The organism is Mycobacterium sp. pW045, from assembly GCF_041287085.1.
GTDB lineage: Bacteria > Actinomycetota > Actinomycetes > Mycobacteriales > Mycobacteriaceae > Mycobacterium > Mycobacterium algericum_A.
In genome coordinates this window covers 72,208-87,633 of sequence record NZ_JBGGKU010000004.1, presented here as the reverse complement: position 1 = coordinate 87,633, position 15,426 = coordinate 72,208, and the positions used below count along the sequence as shown (strand labels likewise).

Here is a 15,426-nt window from a genome sequence, read left to right as displayed (position 1 = left end):
AGATGGCGACGCTGCATGACGACCCGGGACGGTTGCGGTCCACGGCGGAGACCCTGGTGGCGGAGGCGGCTGACTTCGTGCGCCGACGCCGCGCCGAGGTGTTCGGCGCCGCAGCCGCCGAATCGGCTCCCGCCGCCCTGGTGCAGACGAAAAGCAGTCCGACCGATCCGGTGACGGTGGTCGACACCGAGACCGAGCGGTTCATCCGGGACCGGCTGGCCCGGCTGCGACCCGGTGATGCGGTGTTGGGTGAGGAAGGCGGCGGTTCCGGCGATGTGTCCGGCCGCGAACCCGATGCCGTCACCTGGGTGGTCGACCCGATCGACGGCACGGTCAACTTCATGTACGGCGTACCGGCCTATGCGGTCTCGGTGGCGGCGCAGGTCGGCGGGGTGTCGATGGCCGGTGCGGTCGCGGACGTGGTCGGTGACCGGCTCTACTCGGCCGGTCTGGGGCTGGGCGCCCACGTCAGGGACCGGCAGAGCACGACGGTGCTGCGCTGCACCGACGTCACCGAGCTGTCGCTGGCCCTGCTGGGCACCGGCTTCGGGTATTCGCCCGGCCGTCGGGCGGCGCAGGCCGCGCTACTGGCCCGGCTGCTGCCGGTGGTCCGTGATGTACGGCGGATCGGGTCGGCGGCGCTGGATCTGTGCATGGTGGCCGCGGGACGGCTGGACGTGTATTACGAACACGGAATCAAGCTGTGGGACCACGCGGCGGGATCGCTGATCGCGGCCGAGGCGGGTGCCCGGGTGGTGTTGCCGGGACCGGAGCCCGACGGCGGCGATGTCATCATCGCCGCGGCACCGGGCATCGCCGACGAATTCATTGCGACGCTGCGACGCGAGGGTGGTTTGGCTGCGATCCCGCAATAGTCACAGCCGGCCCAGGATGGTCTTCGCGGGTCAGTCAGACTTGCGGCGGAAGATCTTTCGGCCGAGCCAGACGATCGGGTCGTAGCGATCTCCGGCCACCCGCTCCTTCATCGGGATGATGGCGTTGTCGGTGATCGTGATGTGTTCCGGGCAGACCTCGGTGCAGCACTTGGTGATGTTGCACAATCCGAGACCGGCCTCATCCTGAGCCAACTGACGCCGGTCGGCGGTGTCCAGGGGGTGCATCTCCAGCTCGGCCAGCCGGATGAACATCCGCGGGCCGGCGAAGTTCGGCTTGTTGTCCTCGTGGTCCCGGATGACGTGGCAGACGTTCTGGCACAGGAAGCATTCGATGCACTTGCGGAACTCTTGGGACCGCTCGACGTCGACCTGCTGCATCCGGTACTCGCCGGGTTTGAGATCCGCCGGTGGCTTGAAGGACGGCATCTCGCGGGCCTTCTCGTAGTTGAAGGAGACGTCGGTGACCAGGTCGCGAATCACCGGGAAGGTCCGCACCGGCGTCACCGTGATGGTCTCGTCCGGCTTGAACATCGACATCCGCGTCATGCACAACAATCGGGGGAAGCCGTTGATCTCGGCCGAGCACGAGCCGCACTTGCCGGCCTTGCAGTTCCAGCGCACCGCCAGGTCGGGTGTCTGGGTTGCCTGCAACCGATGGATGACGTCGAGGACCACTTCACCCTCGTTGACCTCGACCTCGAAGTCCTGCAGCCCACCGCCGTCGATGTCGCCGCGCCATACCCGTAGCTGGGCGATATGTGTCATTAGGCTCTCCGTCCCGGGTGTTGCGCCAGCTCTTCGTCGGTGTAGTACTTCTCCAACTCGGAAATCTCGAACAGTTCCAGCAGGTCCTGGCGCATCCCGGTCTGCGCCTCCGGGGTGATCGTGATGTCGGGCACCTCGCTGTCGTCGGCGACCCGGCAGACCAGCAGGGTCTTGCGCCAATTCGAGTCCATGCCAGGGTGGTCGTCTCGGGTGTGTCCGCCGCGGCTCTCGGTGCGCTGCAGCGCGGCCTTGGCCACACACTCGCTGACGAGCAGCATGTTGCGCAGGTCGACGGCCAGATGCCAGCCCGGGTTGTAATGCCGACCGCCCTCGACGGCCACGGCCGCGAACCGGGTCTTGAACTCCTCGAGCCGGGCCAGCGCCTGTTCCAGCTCGCCGGCGTTGCGGATGATGCCGACCAGGTCGTTCATCGACTGCTGGAGATCGGCGTGCAGCGTGTATGGATTCTCGCCCGCGCCGCCGCCCGGCCGGTCGAGCGGTGCCAGCGCCAGCTTCGCCGCGGTCTCCAACGCCGCCGGTGCCACGGCCGGCCGACTGGCCAGCCCCCGCACGTACTCCGCGGCGCCCAGACCGGCGCGGCGGCCGAAGACCAACAGATCCGACAGCGAGTTGCCGCCCAGCCGGTTGGACCCGTGCATCCCGCCGGCGCATTCACCGGCGGCGAACAGCCCCGGGACCGCCGCAGCCGCAGTGTCCGGGTCGACCTCGATACCGCCCATCACGTAGTGGCAGGTGGGACCCACCTCCATGGCGTCCTTGGTGATGTCGACCTCGGCAAGCTGCATGAACTGGTGGTACATCGAGGGCAGTCGGCGTTTGATCTCCTCCGGCTTGAGCCGGGAGGCGATGTCGAGGAACACTCCGCCGTGGGGCGAACCCCGTCCGGCCTTGACCTCGGAGTTGATGGCGCGGGCCACCTCGTCGCGCGGCAGCAGGTCGGGGGTGCGGCGGGCCGAGTCGTTGTCTTTGAGCCACTGGTCGGCTTCTTGCTCGGTCTCGGCGTACTGGCCTTTGAAGACCGGCGGGATGTAGTCGAACATGAACCGCGACCCTTGCGCGTTCTTGAGCACCCCGCCGTCGCCGCGCACACCCTCGGTGACCAGGATCCCCTTCACACTGGGCGGCCACACCATCCCGGTCGGATGGAACTGCACGAATTCCATATTGATCAACGTCGCGCCGGCGCGTAGCGCCAGCGCGTGTCCGTCGCCGGTGTATTCCCAGGAGTTCGAGGTCACCTTGAACGACTTGCCGATCCCGCCGGTGGCCAGCACCACCGCGGGCGACTCGAACACGATGAACTGGCCGGATTCGCGCCAGTAGCCGAAGGCACCCGAAATCGCCCCGGTGGCATCGTCTTTGAGCAATTCAGTGATCGTGCACTCGTGGAAGACCTTGATCTTCGCCTCGTAGTCGCCGAACTCGGCGTGATCGTCTTGCTGCAGCGAGACGACCTTCTGCTGCAGCGTGCGGATCATCTCCAGGCCAGTGCGGTCGCCGACGTGCGCCAGTCGCGGATAGGTGTGGCCACCGAAGTTGCGTTGGTTGATCTTCCCGTCTTTGGTGCGGTCGAACAAGGCGCCGTAGGTCTCCAACTCCCAGACCCGCTCCGGCGCCTCGCGGGCATGCAGTTCGGCCATCCGCCAGTTGTTGAGGAACTTGCCGCCGCGCATGGTGTCGCCGAAGTGCACCTGCCAGTTGTCTTTCTCATTGACGTTGCCCATCGATGCGGCGGCGCCGCCCTCGGCCATCACAGTGTGCGCCTTGCCGAACAGCGACTTGCACACCACCGCCACGCTGAGGCCCTGCTGGCGGGCTTCGATGACCGCGCGCAGACCGGCGCCGCCGGCACCGATCACGACCACGTCGTAGGAGTGCCGTTCGACTTCAACCATGAATTCTCGCTTACTCTTCGTGTGAAATGAGGCTTCGTCAGCCGATGAACCGGATATCGGTGAAGACGCCGCTGGCCACCATCCAGACATAGAAGTCGGTGAACGCCAGCGTGCCCAGAGTGATCCAGGCGAACTGCATGTGCCGGCCGTTGAACCAGCTGATCTTCGACCAAAGCCAGTAGCGCACCGGGTTTTTGGAGAAGTGGGTGAGCCGGCCACCCATGACGTGCCGGCAGGAGTGACAACCGCCGGTGTAGGCCCACAGCATTGCCACGTTGACGCAGAGCACGATGTTGCCCAGGCCGAACCCGAAACCACCGGCGCCGCCGTTGGCGTCCGCGGAGTAGAACGCGGTGATCGCGTCATAGGTGTTCAGCATCGTGATGGCCAGTGCGGCGTAAAAGAAGTAGCGGTGGCTGTTTTGGATGATCAGCGGGAACCGGGTCTCCCCGGTGTAGCCGGCGCGCGGTTCGGGCACCGCACATCCTGCCGGCGAGAGCCAGTAGGCGCGGTAGTAGGCCTTGCGGTAGTAGTAGCAGGTCAGCCGGAACGCCAGCAGAAACGGCAGAACCAACGCGCCCAGCGGAATCCACCGGGGGAACTCCGGCAGCCAGACGCCCAGGTGGCTGGAGCCCTCCACGCAGGATGCGCTGATACACGGTGAGTAGAACGGTGTCAGATAGTGATATTTGTCGACCCAGTAGCCGCTGCCCCAGAACGCCCGGACTGTTGCGTAGAGAACCCACGCGCTGAGGAAGACGTTGACCCGCAGCGGCGATAACCACCACCGGTCGGTGCGCAGGGTGCGATCCGCGATCCGTGCGCGAGTCGCCGAGAAGACGCCGGTGCCAGGACGGTTCACGGCGGGTGCGCTCATCTGGGGGGTTCCCTTCGGCTGGATTTCGTCGGAGGGCGCCCCTTATACAAGCAGCACCCGATGGGGGTCAGTACCTGCCCTGGCCGCCGACGCCTTCGTCGTCGACGTCACGCCAGAATTCGCTGTCGTACTCGGTGTCGGGGATCGCGATCTTCTCCTGGGCACGCTCGGCAGCCCAGCGTTGCAGGTCGAGTTCCCCGGCGTCGGACTCGAGGAGCTGAACATCGGCGAGGATGCGCTCGGCGTCCATCTCGATGCGGCGCATCCCGGGGATGTCGCCGAACCGGGTCTTCAGTCCCAGCACGCAGCGCCGCAGGTCGCCAATCAGGGCGTGCAGTTCGGCGAGTTCGCTAGTGCTCGACACCGGTTCCTCCTCGGGTGCTACGGATCACAGTACGTTCACCCGATGCTAGCCACATCGGGAACCGGACGTGAGACAGATCACGTTGGCGCGGCGAATGTCGGGCACCGGAAAACCCCCCACACCTGCTGCGTGCGGGGGGTTTCCGGGCAGCCTTGGCGGCTACGGCCTACTTGGTGATGGCGATCCGCTGCGGCTGGGCGCCCGCGTGGACGCCGGATACCCGGACGCTCAGCACGCCGGCGTCGTAGGACGCCGAGACGTCGTCGCCGGTGACGTGCCCCGGTACCGCGAACGACCGGCGGAAGGCGCCGTAGCGCACCTCTCGCAACGTGCGGTGGTCGTTGCCGGGGTCGGTCTCGGTGTGCTCGTCCCGACGCTCGCCGCGGATGACCAGACGGCCGCCGTCGAGTTCGACGGTCACGTCCTTCTCCACGTCAATGCCGGGGAGCTCCAGGCGGACCACAGCGTCGTCGCCGTCCTTGGTGATTTCCGCGGCGGGCCGGAAGCCGGCGGCGGGCGCCCGCCAGTCGTTGGCCGTGGCCGGGCCGAAGAAGTCGCGTACCCACCGGTCGGTGTCGAACGGGCGGGGCCACAGAGTCAAGGTGCTCATCGGTGTCACTACCTTTCATGGTCTTTCTTGGGTTGCTGCCGCGCCGGTCGGTACCGGCCCGTCATCGAGTAGAACTTGAGTCGACCACGCTAAAGTTCCGCGTTCGCCGACAGTGAACAAACCCGCGGTGCATTGACCCGGTGAACAGCCTCACAGCCACGTGAGCACACCGTCACACGGTTGTAACGCATGGCGATACTGCTGCAATATCGCCTTCCTAATCTCAGCGCATGGCCCCGATCGAAACGCCCCGCGCTGTCCGGGACCTCGTCGTGGTCGGCCACGGCATGGTCGGCCACCGGTTCGTGGAGGCGCTGCGCAGTCGGGCCGGCAGTGGAAGCTGGCGCGTCACCGTGCTCGCCGAGGAGTCCGACCCGGCCTATGACCGGGTCGGGCTGACGTCGTACACCGACGGTTGGGACCGTTCCCGGCTGGCGCTGCCGGGCAACGACTACGCCGGCGACGAGCAGGTCCGGTTGCTGCTCAAATCCCGGGTCACCGAGATCGATCGCGGCGCCAAGACGGTGCAGACCGCCAACGGCGACAGCTACCGCTACGACACCCTGGTGCTGGCGACCGGATCGCGGGCCTTCGTGCCGCCGGTGCCCGGCCATGATCTGCCGGGCTGCCACGTCTACCGCACCCTGGACGACCTCGACGGTATTCGCGCCGACATCGAATGCATATTGGAGGCTGGCGGCACCCGCGCCGGTGTGGTGATCGGCGGCGGACTGCTGGGCCTTGAGGCGGCCAATGCCCTGCGGGCATCCGGGATCGAACCGCACATCATCGAGATGGCGCCCCGGTTGATGCCGCAGCAGCTCGACGACGCCGGCGGCTCGTTGCTGGTCCGGATGATCTCCGATCTGGGCATCGCCGTCCATGTCGGGGTCGGCACGCAGGCCATCGAACGCCGCACCCACGAGCACCGGTCGCCCACGTTGATGGTGCGGCTCTCCGACGACACCGTGATCGAGGCCGGATTGGTGATCTTCGCCGCCGGGGTCCGCCCGCGCGACGAGCTGGCCCGCGAGGCCGGTCTGTCGATCGCCGAGCGCGGCGGCGTGCTCACGGACATCTCCTGTATGACCAGCGACGCCGATGTCTACGCGATCGGTGAGGTCGCCGCCATCGAGGGCGTCTGCTACGGCCTGGTCGGCCCCGGCTACACCAGCGCCGAAGTGGTCGCCGACCGACTGCTGGACGGTATGGCGGAATTCGGCGAGGCCGACATGTCCACCAAGCTCAAGCTGCTCGGTGTCGACGTGGCCAGCTTCGGCGATGCGATGGGCACGACCGAGAACTCGCTGTCAATAGTGGTCAACGACCCGGTGAAGCGCACCTACGCCAAGCTGGTGCTCTCCGACGACGCCAAGACTCTGCTCGGCGGCATTCTCGTCGGAGACGCCACGTCCTACGGCGTGCTGCGCCCCATGGTCGGCGCCGAATTGCCCGGCGATCCGCTGGACCTGATCGCGCCGTCGGGTTCCGGCGGCGAGGGTAAGACGTCGTTGGGGATCGGTGCGCTGCCCGGGGCGGCGCAGATCTGTTCCTGCAACAACGTCACCAAGACCCAGCTGTGCGATGCGATCGCTGACGGCTGCTGCGACGTGCAGGCATTGAAGGACCGCACCAAGGCCGGCACCTCGTGCGGCTCCTGCATTCCGCTGCTCAAGGAGTTGCTGGTCGCCGAGGGTGTGGAGCAGTCGAAGGCGCTGTGCGAGCATTTCGCCCAGTCGCGCGCCGAACTCTTCCAGATCGTTCAGGTCACCGGGATCCGCACCTTCTCCGAACTGCTGCAGCGCTTCGGGACCGGCCACGGTTGCGACATCTGCAAACCGACCGTCGCCTCCATCCTGGCGTCCACCGGTTCCGAGCACATCCTGGAGGGCGAGCAGGCGGCACTGCAGGACTCCAATGACCACTTCCTGGCCAACATTCAGCGCAACGGCAGCTACTCGGTGGTTCCCCGGGTGCCCGGCGGTGAGATCAAGCCCGAGCACCTGATCCTGATCGGTCAGATCGCGCAGGAGTTCGGGCTCTACACCAAGATCACCGGCGGTCAGCGGATCGACATGTTCGGCGCCCGAGTGGATCAGCTGCCGGCCATCTGGCGCAAGCTGGTCGATGCCGGCATGGAATCCGGTCAGGCATACGGCAAGTCGCTGCGCACCGTGAAGAGCTGCGTGGGCAGTGACTGGTGCCGCTACGGGCAACAGGACTCCGTGAAGATGGCCGTCGATCTGGAACTGCGCTATCGGGGGCTACGTGCGCCGCACAAGATCAAGATGGGTGTGTCCGGCTGCGCGCGCGAATGCGCCGAGGCGCGGGGCAAGGACGTCGGCGTGATCGCCACTGAGGTGGGCTGGAACCTCTACGTCGGCGGCAACGGGGGGATGTCGCCCAAGCACGCCCAGCTGCTCGCCGCCGACCTCGACACCGAGACGGTGTTCCGTTACATCGACCGGTTCTTGATGTTCTACATCCGCACAGCGGATCGGCTGCAGCGCACCGCGCCCTGGGTCGAGTCGATCGAAGGCGGGCTCGACCACATCCGCGAGGTGGTCTGCGAGGACTCACTCGGGCTGGCCGAGGAGTTCGAGGCGGCGATGGCCCGCCACGTCGACAACTACACCGACGAATGGAAGGGGGTGCTCGACGACCCGGAGAAGCTGTCGCGGTTCGTGTCGTTCGTCAACGCCCCCGACGCCGAAGACCCCACCGTCGCGTTCACCGAGCGCGACGGCCGCAAAGTTCCCTTGCCGATCCCGGTACTGCGCACTGAGGAGGAATCATGATCACCACCACCATCTCGACATGGACCACCGCATGCCGGTACGACCAGCTCATCCCCGGCCTCGGCGTGGGCGTGCTGCTCGACAACGGCAAGCAGGCCGCGCTGTTCCGGCTCGACGACGGCTCGGTGCACGCGATCTGCAATGTCGACCCGTTCTTCCGGGCGGCTGTGCTGTCGCGGGGCATCGTGGGTGACCGCGGCGGCCGGCTCTCGGTCATTTCGCCGCTGAAGAAGCAGGCGTTCGCCTTCGACGACGGCAGTTGCCTGGACGACCCCCGCATCTCGGTGCGGGTGTACCCGACGCGGGTCGTGGATGGCTACGTGCAGATCGGCCTGACCGGGTCTGAGCGGGCCGTCGCTTAACCGCTCGCCTGGTCGACCGCCAGCCGGTAGCCACGCTTCACGACAGTGGCGATGATGTTCTTGTCGCCCAGTGTATTTCGTAGCCGCAGCACCGCCGTCTCCACTGCGTGCGTGCTGCGGCCGTTGCCCGGCAGGGCGTCGAGCAGGTCATCACGGGACACCACCTTGCCGGGATGACGAGCCAACGCGCGCAGCGTCGCCATCCCGGCGGGTGACACCGACTTGGCCACCCCGTCGACCATCACGCAACTGCTGCGAACCTCGATCCGGTGACCGGCGGCGTACACGGCGCGGGAGCGCAACCGGGGAAGCTGGTCCACGATGTGGCGAGCCAACGCCCCCAGCCGCATTCGCGGCGGTGACGACGTGGGGACACCGAGTTGCGTCAGCGGCCGGGCTGTCAGCGGACCCACGCACATCGCATGTACTTCCGACCGCAGCGCGCCGAGCAGCTCATCGGAGATGCCGAGCTCGACGGCGCGGGTGAGCGTGGCCATCACCGCCGCGGCCGAGGTGAAGCTGACGGCGTCGAACTGCCGTTGGGCGATCTCGGTCGTCAGCTGGTCGAACTCGCCACCGGGCCGGGCCGCCCGCCACCGGTAGACCCGAATGGGCGTCACTTCGGCTCCCGCACCACGGAGTCGGTCGAGTAGCTCGGGGGCCGGATCCCAGCCGCCGCTGGTGCCGTGCAGCTGGACCGCGATGCGGCAGCCGCCGACACCCGCGGCCCGCAGGTAGCCGAGCATCGCGGCCGAAGATTCGGATTCCGGCGACCACTCCTCGGGCAGGTCCGCCGCGCGCAGTGCGCCCACCGCCTTCGGTCCACGAGCGACGATCCGGGCGGTGTGCAACGCCTCGATGAGTTCGTCTGCCAGTCCCCACCCCTCGGCGGCAGCGATCCAGCCGCGGAAACCGATCGCGGTCGTCACCACCAGAATGTCGGGTGGTTGCGCGATCAGTTCCTCGGTACGCCGGTGTAATTCGTCGTCATCGGTGAGATCGACCATGTCGATCGCCGGTGCGGCACAGACGGTGGCCCCATGTCGCCGAAGCAGGGTGCAGAGCTCGTCGGCGCGACGCGACGAGGTCACCGCGACCCGGTAGCCGCTCAGCGCCGCGCGGTCCGGCCGGGTCATCTGACAGTCCCCGCAGCGCCGGAATGCGGTCGCCGCTCCGGGCACGCGCCGGCCCGGGTCGGTACCGTCGCGGTGGCGGCCACCTCAGGCCGGGGCCAGGGCGGTCCGGGCGGGTTGCGCGGTGAGGAGCGGGCTCCGCACGTATCTGAACCAGGTGATCCCGGCGGCGCCGACGTAGCCGGTCAAGAAGATCCAGAACGCCGTCGTGGCCGAACCACTGGACAGATATGACTGCCGCAGCGCCAGGTTGATCGCGACTCCGCCGAACGCCCCGATCGCCCCGGCGAAGCCGATCAACGCCCCCGACATGGCTCGCGACCACTGCCGCCGTTCGCCCTCACTGAGCCCCAGGGTATGACTGCGGGCTTCGAAGACCGACGGGATCATCTTGTAGACCGAGCCGTTGCCGATGCCGGAGACGATGAACAACGCCACGAAGCCGATGCCGTAGCCCACCATGGTGGCGGTGGTGGTCGGACCGCCCTGATGATCGGCCAGGGCGCTGACACCGACGAGCAGTCCCGCGGCCGCGAACATGCCACCGAATGCCGCCAGCGTGACCCGGCCACCGCCGAGCCGGTCGGCTATCCGGCCCCCGAATATCCGGGCCAGCGACCCCAAAAGCGGTCCCAGAAATGCGATTTGAGCGGCGTGCAGCGAGGCCTGCGAGGGGCTCTGACCGCTGCCCATGAAGCTGATCTGAAGAACCTGGCCGAAGGCGAACGAGAAGCCGATGAATGAGCCGAAGGTACCGATGTAGAGCAGGGCGATGATCCAGGTGTCGACCTCCGGCAGGATCGAGCGCATCGTGGACAGGTCGACCTTGTGGTTGTCCAGGTTGTCCATGAACAACGCCGCGCAGATCCCGGTCACCGCCAGGAACACCAGATAGACCGCGCATACCCAGTACGGCTGCCGGTTGCCCGCGGTGGCCAGCACGACCAACCCGATCAACTGGATCAGCGGCACGCCCAGGTTGCCTCCGCCGGCGTTGACCGCCAGCGCCCAGCCCTTGAGCCGGTTCGGGTAGAAGGCATTCACATTGGTCATCGAGGCGGCGAAATTACCGCCACCGAGGCCGGTCAGGGCAGCGCACATCAGATAAGGCCACAGCGGCAGTCCCGGGTGCGCCAGCAGCGCCGTCATCGCCACCGTCGGGATCAACAGCACGAGCGCGGAGAAGACCGTCCAGTTGCGGCCGCCGAATGTCGCGGTCGCCAGCGAGTAGGGGATACGCAATGCACCGCCGGCCAGGGTCGCGGTGGCCGCCAGCAGGAACTTGTCACCGGCGGTGAAGCCGTACACCGATTCGGGCATGAACAGCACCATCACCGACCAGATGGACCAGATCGAGAAGCCGACGTGTTCGGCGACCGTCGACCAGATCAGGTTGCGGCGGGCGATCTTGTCGTTTCCGGCCGCCCAGGCCACGGTGTCTTCGGGATCCCAGTCAGTGAGGAGGTGTGAACGAGCCATGTGGATAACGTAGGAACGTTTCGTTACCGGAAAGCTGCACCGCATGTCCCCCCGGTGAACTTCTGCTCACGGCCCCGTCGTTCGGGTGTGAGACGCCATTGCTCGCGACGGTCGGCGACAGGTTCAGTGGCCCGATCGCACCCATCGCGGTCACTCGGGCAGCCTCCCGGCGAATGCGAACGTTGCTACCGGCTGTCGCCGAAACGCCCTGATCCCACCGCGATCGGGGTCAGGGCGGTGATGAATCGATCAGCTACGATCCTGGCGACACCGGGGTGGGCGCCCAGCGGTTCGGTCACCAGGTCCGCACCGGCGTCGTGCAGTCGCCGCTGAAACAGCCCGTCCGCCAACAGATAAGAAGCGACCACCACTCGGGTCGCTCCCCGGCGGCGCGCCGTGGCGACTGCGTCGGTCACGGTGGGGCCGCCGATGGCGGCGAACGCCGTCTCGACGGGCGAGCCGAGCAACCGCGACAGCATTCGAGCGGCCTGGACCAGGTCGGCGCGCGCCATCGGGTCCGATGAACCGGCCGCCGCCAGGATCACCGCATCCCCGGCCCGCCACCCCGATTCGACCAGCAGCGAGGCGACCACTGCGGCAACCCGGGGATCCGGTCCCAGCGCGGGCGTCAGCGTCACATCCGGGTGCCCACTGGCCAGGACATGCGTAGGCACGTCAACACCGACGTGGTAACCGCGGGCCAGAAAGGCCGGGACGACGACTGCCGGGCGGCCGGTCGCGGCTTCAGCGGAAAGGAGCTCACCCGGCGTGGGTCCGAGCACGTCGACGAACGCCACCCGCACCGGCCGGGCCAGTAGCGCGCCGACCCGTTCGGCAAGCTCGCTGATCATCACCACACCCTCGGGCCGGCGGGTTCCGTGTGCCACCAGGATCGGGATCATGCGGCCCCCGACTGCTGGTCGACCGCGAGCCGGTAGCCGCGCTTGACAACTGTGGCAACGATCTGGCTGTCGCCCAACGCGGTTCGCAGCCGAAGCACCGCGGTGTCCACCGCGTGCGTGTTGCTTCCCTGCCCGGGCAGTGCTTGCAGCAACGTGTCGCGAGCCACGACGGCACCAGGCTGGTGCGCCAGCACCCGCAGGGTGGCCAGGCCGGCAGGAGACACCGGCTTGACCATCCCGTCGACGAAGACCCGGTCGTCCGCAATCTCGATGAGGTGACCGGCCGCCTGAACGGTGTTCATGTATAAGGTTTAACGGCAGCGGATTTCACCTGTGTTACCGGCCGATTTCCAAACCGTTGCCCCGGGTCGGACCGCGATCTCGGTCACGCCGACACCGTTTCGGTGTCACGAGGGGACGCGGCGGTGGTCGCGGCCGGCATCCGGGGCGGGCGACGGACATACCGCACCCAGGTCAATGCGGCTGCCGCACAATACGCTGCGAGAAAGATCCAGAAGGCGGGCGTTTCGCTGCCCGTGCTCGCGTAGGCCTGTCGCAACGTCAGATTGATGGCCACCCCGCCGAGCGCGCCGACCGCCGTGGCGAAGCCGATCAAAGCGCCGGAATGCGAACGCGCCCAGTGCCGACGTTCGGTTTCGGTGCGCTCCAGTGACCGGCTGCGGGCCTCGAAGATCGACGGGATCATCTTCAGCACCGATCCGTTGCCCATCCCGGCCAGGATGAACAGCACCATGAATGCGGTGATGTAGAGCATGATCGTGGAGGAGGTCACCGAACCCGGGGTGCGGTCGTCGATGGTGCTGGTGATCGCCAATACCGTTGCGGCCAACAACATTCCGATGAAGACGACGAAGGTGACCCGTCCGCCGCCCCGCCGGTCGGCCACCCGGCCACCGTAGATACGGGACAAGGCGCCCAACAGCGGTCCCAGGAAGGCGATCCGGGCGGCGTACAGCGAGGCCTCGGCGGGACTGTGGCCGATCTCCTCGAACGTGACATGCAGCACTTGGGCGAACGCGAAGGCGAAGCCGATGAACGAGCCGAAAGCCGCGCAGTACAGCGCCGAGATGACCCAGCTGTCGGGGACCGACAGGATCGACCGGATACTGCCCACCTCTTCGGCGCCGTGGTCGAGATTGTCCATCCGCAGGGCCGCACCGATGCCTACCAGCGCGAGCAGCACCAGATAGACAGCGCAGACGAGCTCCGGCTTGGTGTTGCCGGCGGTGGCCAGCACCAGCAGGCCGACCAGCTGAATGGCGGCCACCCCGAGGTTGCCGATGCCGCCGCACAGCCCGAGCGCGACGCCTTTGAGGCGTTGCGGATAGAAGGCGTCCACGTTGGCCAGCGACGCCGCGTAGTTTCCGCCGCCCAGCCCGGTCAGGGCCGCGCACACCAGATACATCCACAATGGCTGACCCGGGTTGACCAGCAACAACAGCGTGCCGACGGTGGGTATCAGCAGGATCAACGAGGAGAACACCGCCCAGTCGCGACCGCCGAACTTGGCGGTGGCCGACACGTAGGGAATCCGCGCACCCGCACCGACCAGGGTGGCGACTGCCGCCAGCAGCAGTTTGTCGCCCGGCGTTATGCCGTAAACCGACTCCGGCATGAACAGCACGACCACCGACCACAGTGACCAGATGGAGAAGGCGACGTGCATGGTCGCCGTCGACCAGATCAGGTTGCGCCGGGCGACGGCCCTATTGCCGTTCTCCCAGGCCGCGCAGTCCTCCGGATCGAATTCGCTGATGTGGGCGGGCGTCATTGACATCTCCTCGTGCTCGGAGCCACCGTCGCACCGTGCTGCGCACCGCGGCGGGTCACCGTGCGAACATACTCAGCTGAACTGGCAAGTTTCGGTGGAGAAGCTGTAAAAGCCTTGGAGTGCAAGCGGGCTGACGCCCGCGGGTTGGCCACAATGGGTCGAAGAAGTGGCTTGCGTCACGTACTGGCGGATTGCACAGCAGATTTCGCCGGCGTCAAGTAACGAATCGCTGCCGGCCGAACCGGCCTCGATCAGCTGAGCGGCAGCCAGCTGTTGACGGCATGAGCGATCTGCAGGTACAGCGGAATGCCGATGGTCACGTTGTAGGAGAACGTCAGTCCCAGCGAAGCCGCGAGCGGCACCGTCGGACTGGCTTCAGGAATCGCGATTCGTTGCACCGCGGGGACGGCGATATACGACGCCGCGCCGCACAGCACGGCGAAGAGCGCGTAGCTGCCCATCTCAAAGTGGGTGCCGGTGAGCTGCGCGTAGGTGTGGATGATGAGTATTCCTGCTGTCGCAAAGAGATTCGGCGCCAACAGCCCGAACACGATCAACCCGCGGCCGGCGGCCCGCAGGTCCTTGAGTTTGCGCGACGCTGTCATCCCCATCTCGAGCAGGAACAGGCCCAGGATGCCCTGGAACGCCGTTACGAACACGTGGTCGGCGTCTGCGATGACCGCCGGGCCCTGCAGGCGGCTGATGAAGCCGATGATGATCCCGCCGAAGAGCAGGTACAGCCCCGGGTTGAGCAGTACTTCACGCAGCAGCGGTGCGCTGACCGGTGCGGGCGCCGCCGGCACCGGATCGGCAACGGCCGGATCGGGATGCGCGCGCTTCTCCAGTGAGACCTGCAGTTCCTCCTCGGCGTCCAGTTGGCGTGCGGTCACGGGTTGCGGTGCGCTCAACTGCGCGGCGGTGACCAACTCGGGGCGGGCCTGTGGGTTGTACCCGGGTTCGTCGGGCATGTTTCCCAGCGGGTCCATGCCGCGCTCACGCAACCGCGCCACCAGCAGCAGCGCCACGATGCAGCCCGGGATCTCCATGATGGCCAGCATCACCGGCATGTAGGCGTCGAAGGCGATGTCCAATGCGGCCAGTACCCCCAGGCAGGTGGCGAACGTGCCCGCCGAATCTGATCCGTAGTAGCCGGCCACCGTGGCCCGGTCGACACGTCGCATCCGAGTCGTCCGGGACAGCATCCCGTAGGCGACGAAGCCGATGATCAGGTTGGTCAGGAAGCCCACCACGATGAAACCGAGGACACTGCCGATGCTCGACCCGTCGATGGTGGCGAGCTCCTGGCCGCCGCGCCAGCCGATTGCCAGCAGCAGGTACAAGGTCAAGCCCTGGTAGAGCACATAGGGGAATTCGAACTGGACTTTGAGTACCGGGATCAGGAAACCCATGTAGAAGAAGAGCAGCAGGGGCTTGAAGAGGTTGTGGGTGAAGTTGTGCCAGAACTCAAGCAGCATGGCGTCTCCCGTGTCGATGGCCGGAGCCGCGTCAGACTACGCCGTGGGGCTGCCTGA

At 66.9% G+C, this 15,426-nt stretch carries 13 protein-coding genes and 1 pseudogene; 3 read left to right on the top strand and 11 right to left on the bottom strand.

The features are described from left to right. Nucleotides 1-2: 2 nt before the first annotated feature. Complete coding sequence (locus tag ACAG20_RS07515) at nucleotides 3-875, top strand: inositol monophosphatase family protein (RefSeq protein ID WP_370492134.1); 873 nt, start codon at nucleotides 3-5, stop codon at nucleotides 873-875. A gap of 30 nt (nucleotides 876-905) precedes the next feature. On the opposite strand, the gene ACAG20_RS07510 is transcribed toward ACAG20_RS07515, so the two are convergent. From ACAG20_RS07510 to ACAG20_RS07490, 5 genes are all read right to left on the bottom strand, one after another. After that, on the bottom strand, nucleotides 906-1,661 hold the full coding sequence (locus ACAG20_RS07510; RefSeq protein WP_112683910.1) for a succinate dehydrogenase/fumarate reductase iron-sulfur subunit: 756 nt from the start codon (nucleotides 1,659-1,661) through the stop codon (nucleotides 906-908). Then, nucleotides 1,661-3,577, bottom strand: coding sequence for a fumarate reductase/succinate dehydrogenase flavoprotein subunit (locus ACAG20_RS07505; protein WP_112683909.1), 1,917 nt, complete (start codon nucleotides 3,575-3,577; stop codon nucleotides 1,661-1,663). The genes ACAG20_RS07510 and ACAG20_RS07505 overlap by 1 nt, the downstream gene beginning before the upstream one ends. A gap of 37 nt (nucleotides 3,578-3,614) precedes the next feature. Then, on the bottom strand, nucleotides 3,615-4,454 hold the full coding sequence (locus ACAG20_RS07500) for a hypothetical protein (RefSeq protein ID WP_112683908.1): 840 nt from the start codon (nucleotides 4,452-4,454) through the stop codon (nucleotides 3,615-3,617). A gap of 67 nt (nucleotides 4,455-4,521) precedes the next feature. Further along, the gene (locus ACAG20_RS07495; RefSeq protein ID WP_013827181.1) at nucleotides 4,522-4,818 is read right to left on the bottom strand and encodes a hypothetical protein; all 297 of its coding nucleotides are present in this window, start codon (nucleotides 4,816-4,818) and stop codon (nucleotides 4,522-4,524) included. A 166-nt stretch (nucleotides 4,819-4,984) separates the two neighbouring features. After that, nucleotides 4,985-5,428 carry an Hsp20/alpha crystallin family protein gene (locus tag ACAG20_RS07490; protein ID WP_112683935.1) on the bottom strand — a complete coding sequence of 148 codons (444 nt, stop codon included), beginning with the start codon at nucleotides 5,426-5,428 and terminating at the stop codon, nucleotides 4,985-4,987. A gap of 230 nt (nucleotides 5,429-5,658) precedes the next feature. Between ACAG20_RS07490 and nirB the strand changes: the two genes are divergently transcribed. Together nirB and nirD are read left to right on the top strand one after the other, a co-directional pair. Further along, the gene (nirB, locus tag ACAG20_RS07485; RefSeq protein ID WP_370492133.1) at nucleotides 5,659-8,226 is read left to right on the top strand and encodes a nitrite reductase large subunit NirB; all 2,568 of its coding nucleotides are present in this window, start codon (nucleotides 5,659-5,661) and stop codon (nucleotides 8,224-8,226) included. Beyond that, nucleotides 8,223-8,588 (top strand): nitrite reductase small subunit NirD, encoded by a 366-nt coding sequence (gene nirD / locus ACAG20_RS07480; RefSeq protein ID WP_112683906.1) that lies wholly within the window; start codon nucleotides 8,223-8,225, stop codon nucleotides 8,586-8,588. Before nirB ends, nirD begins: the two co-directional genes overlap by 4 nt. On the opposite strand, the gene ACAG20_RS07475 is transcribed toward nirD, so the two are convergent. From ACAG20_RS07475 to ACAG20_RS07450, 6 genes and pseudogenes are all read right to left on the bottom strand, one after another. After that, a complete protein-coding gene (locus tag ACAG20_RS07475) occupies nucleotides 8,585-9,724 on the bottom strand; it encodes a uroporphyrinogen-III synthase (RefSeq protein WP_112683905.1) in 1,140 nt (379 codons plus the stop codon). The two genes, nirD and ACAG20_RS07475, sit on opposite strands and share 4 nt — an antisense overlap. Nucleotides 9,725-9,808: 84 nt before the next feature. After that, on the bottom strand, nucleotides 9,809-11,200 hold the full coding sequence (locus ACAG20_RS07470; RefSeq protein WP_112683904.1) for a NarK/NasA family nitrate transporter: 1,392 nt from the start codon (nucleotides 11,198-11,200) through the stop codon (nucleotides 9,809-9,811). A 185-nt stretch (nucleotides 11,201-11,385) separates the two neighbouring features. Beyond that, the gene (locus ACAG20_RS07465) at nucleotides 11,386-12,102 is read right to left on the bottom strand and encodes a sirohydrochlorin chelatase (protein WP_112683903.1); all 717 of its coding nucleotides are present in this window, start codon (nucleotides 12,100-12,102) and stop codon (nucleotides 11,386-11,388) included. After that, nucleotides 12,099-12,398 (bottom strand): annotated as a pseudogene (locus tag ACAG20_RS07460) (winged helix-turn-helix domain-containing protein); the annotation flags it as partial. The gene ACAG20_RS07465 and the pseudogene ACAG20_RS07460, both read right to left, overlap by 4 nt. 89 nt (nucleotides 12,399-12,487) lie before the next feature. Further along, entirely contained in the window at nucleotides 12,488-13,894 is a 1,407-nt protein-coding gene (locus ACAG20_RS07455) for an MFS transporter (RefSeq protein ID WP_112683901.1), read from the bottom strand. A 251-nt stretch (nucleotides 13,895-14,145) separates the two neighbouring features. Next, on the bottom strand, nucleotides 14,146-15,369 hold the full coding sequence (locus ACAG20_RS07450) for a sodium-dependent bicarbonate transport family permease (protein WP_370492132.1): 1,224 nt from the start codon (nucleotides 15,367-15,369) through the stop codon (nucleotides 14,146-14,148). Nucleotides 15,370-15,426: the final 57 nt, after the last annotated feature.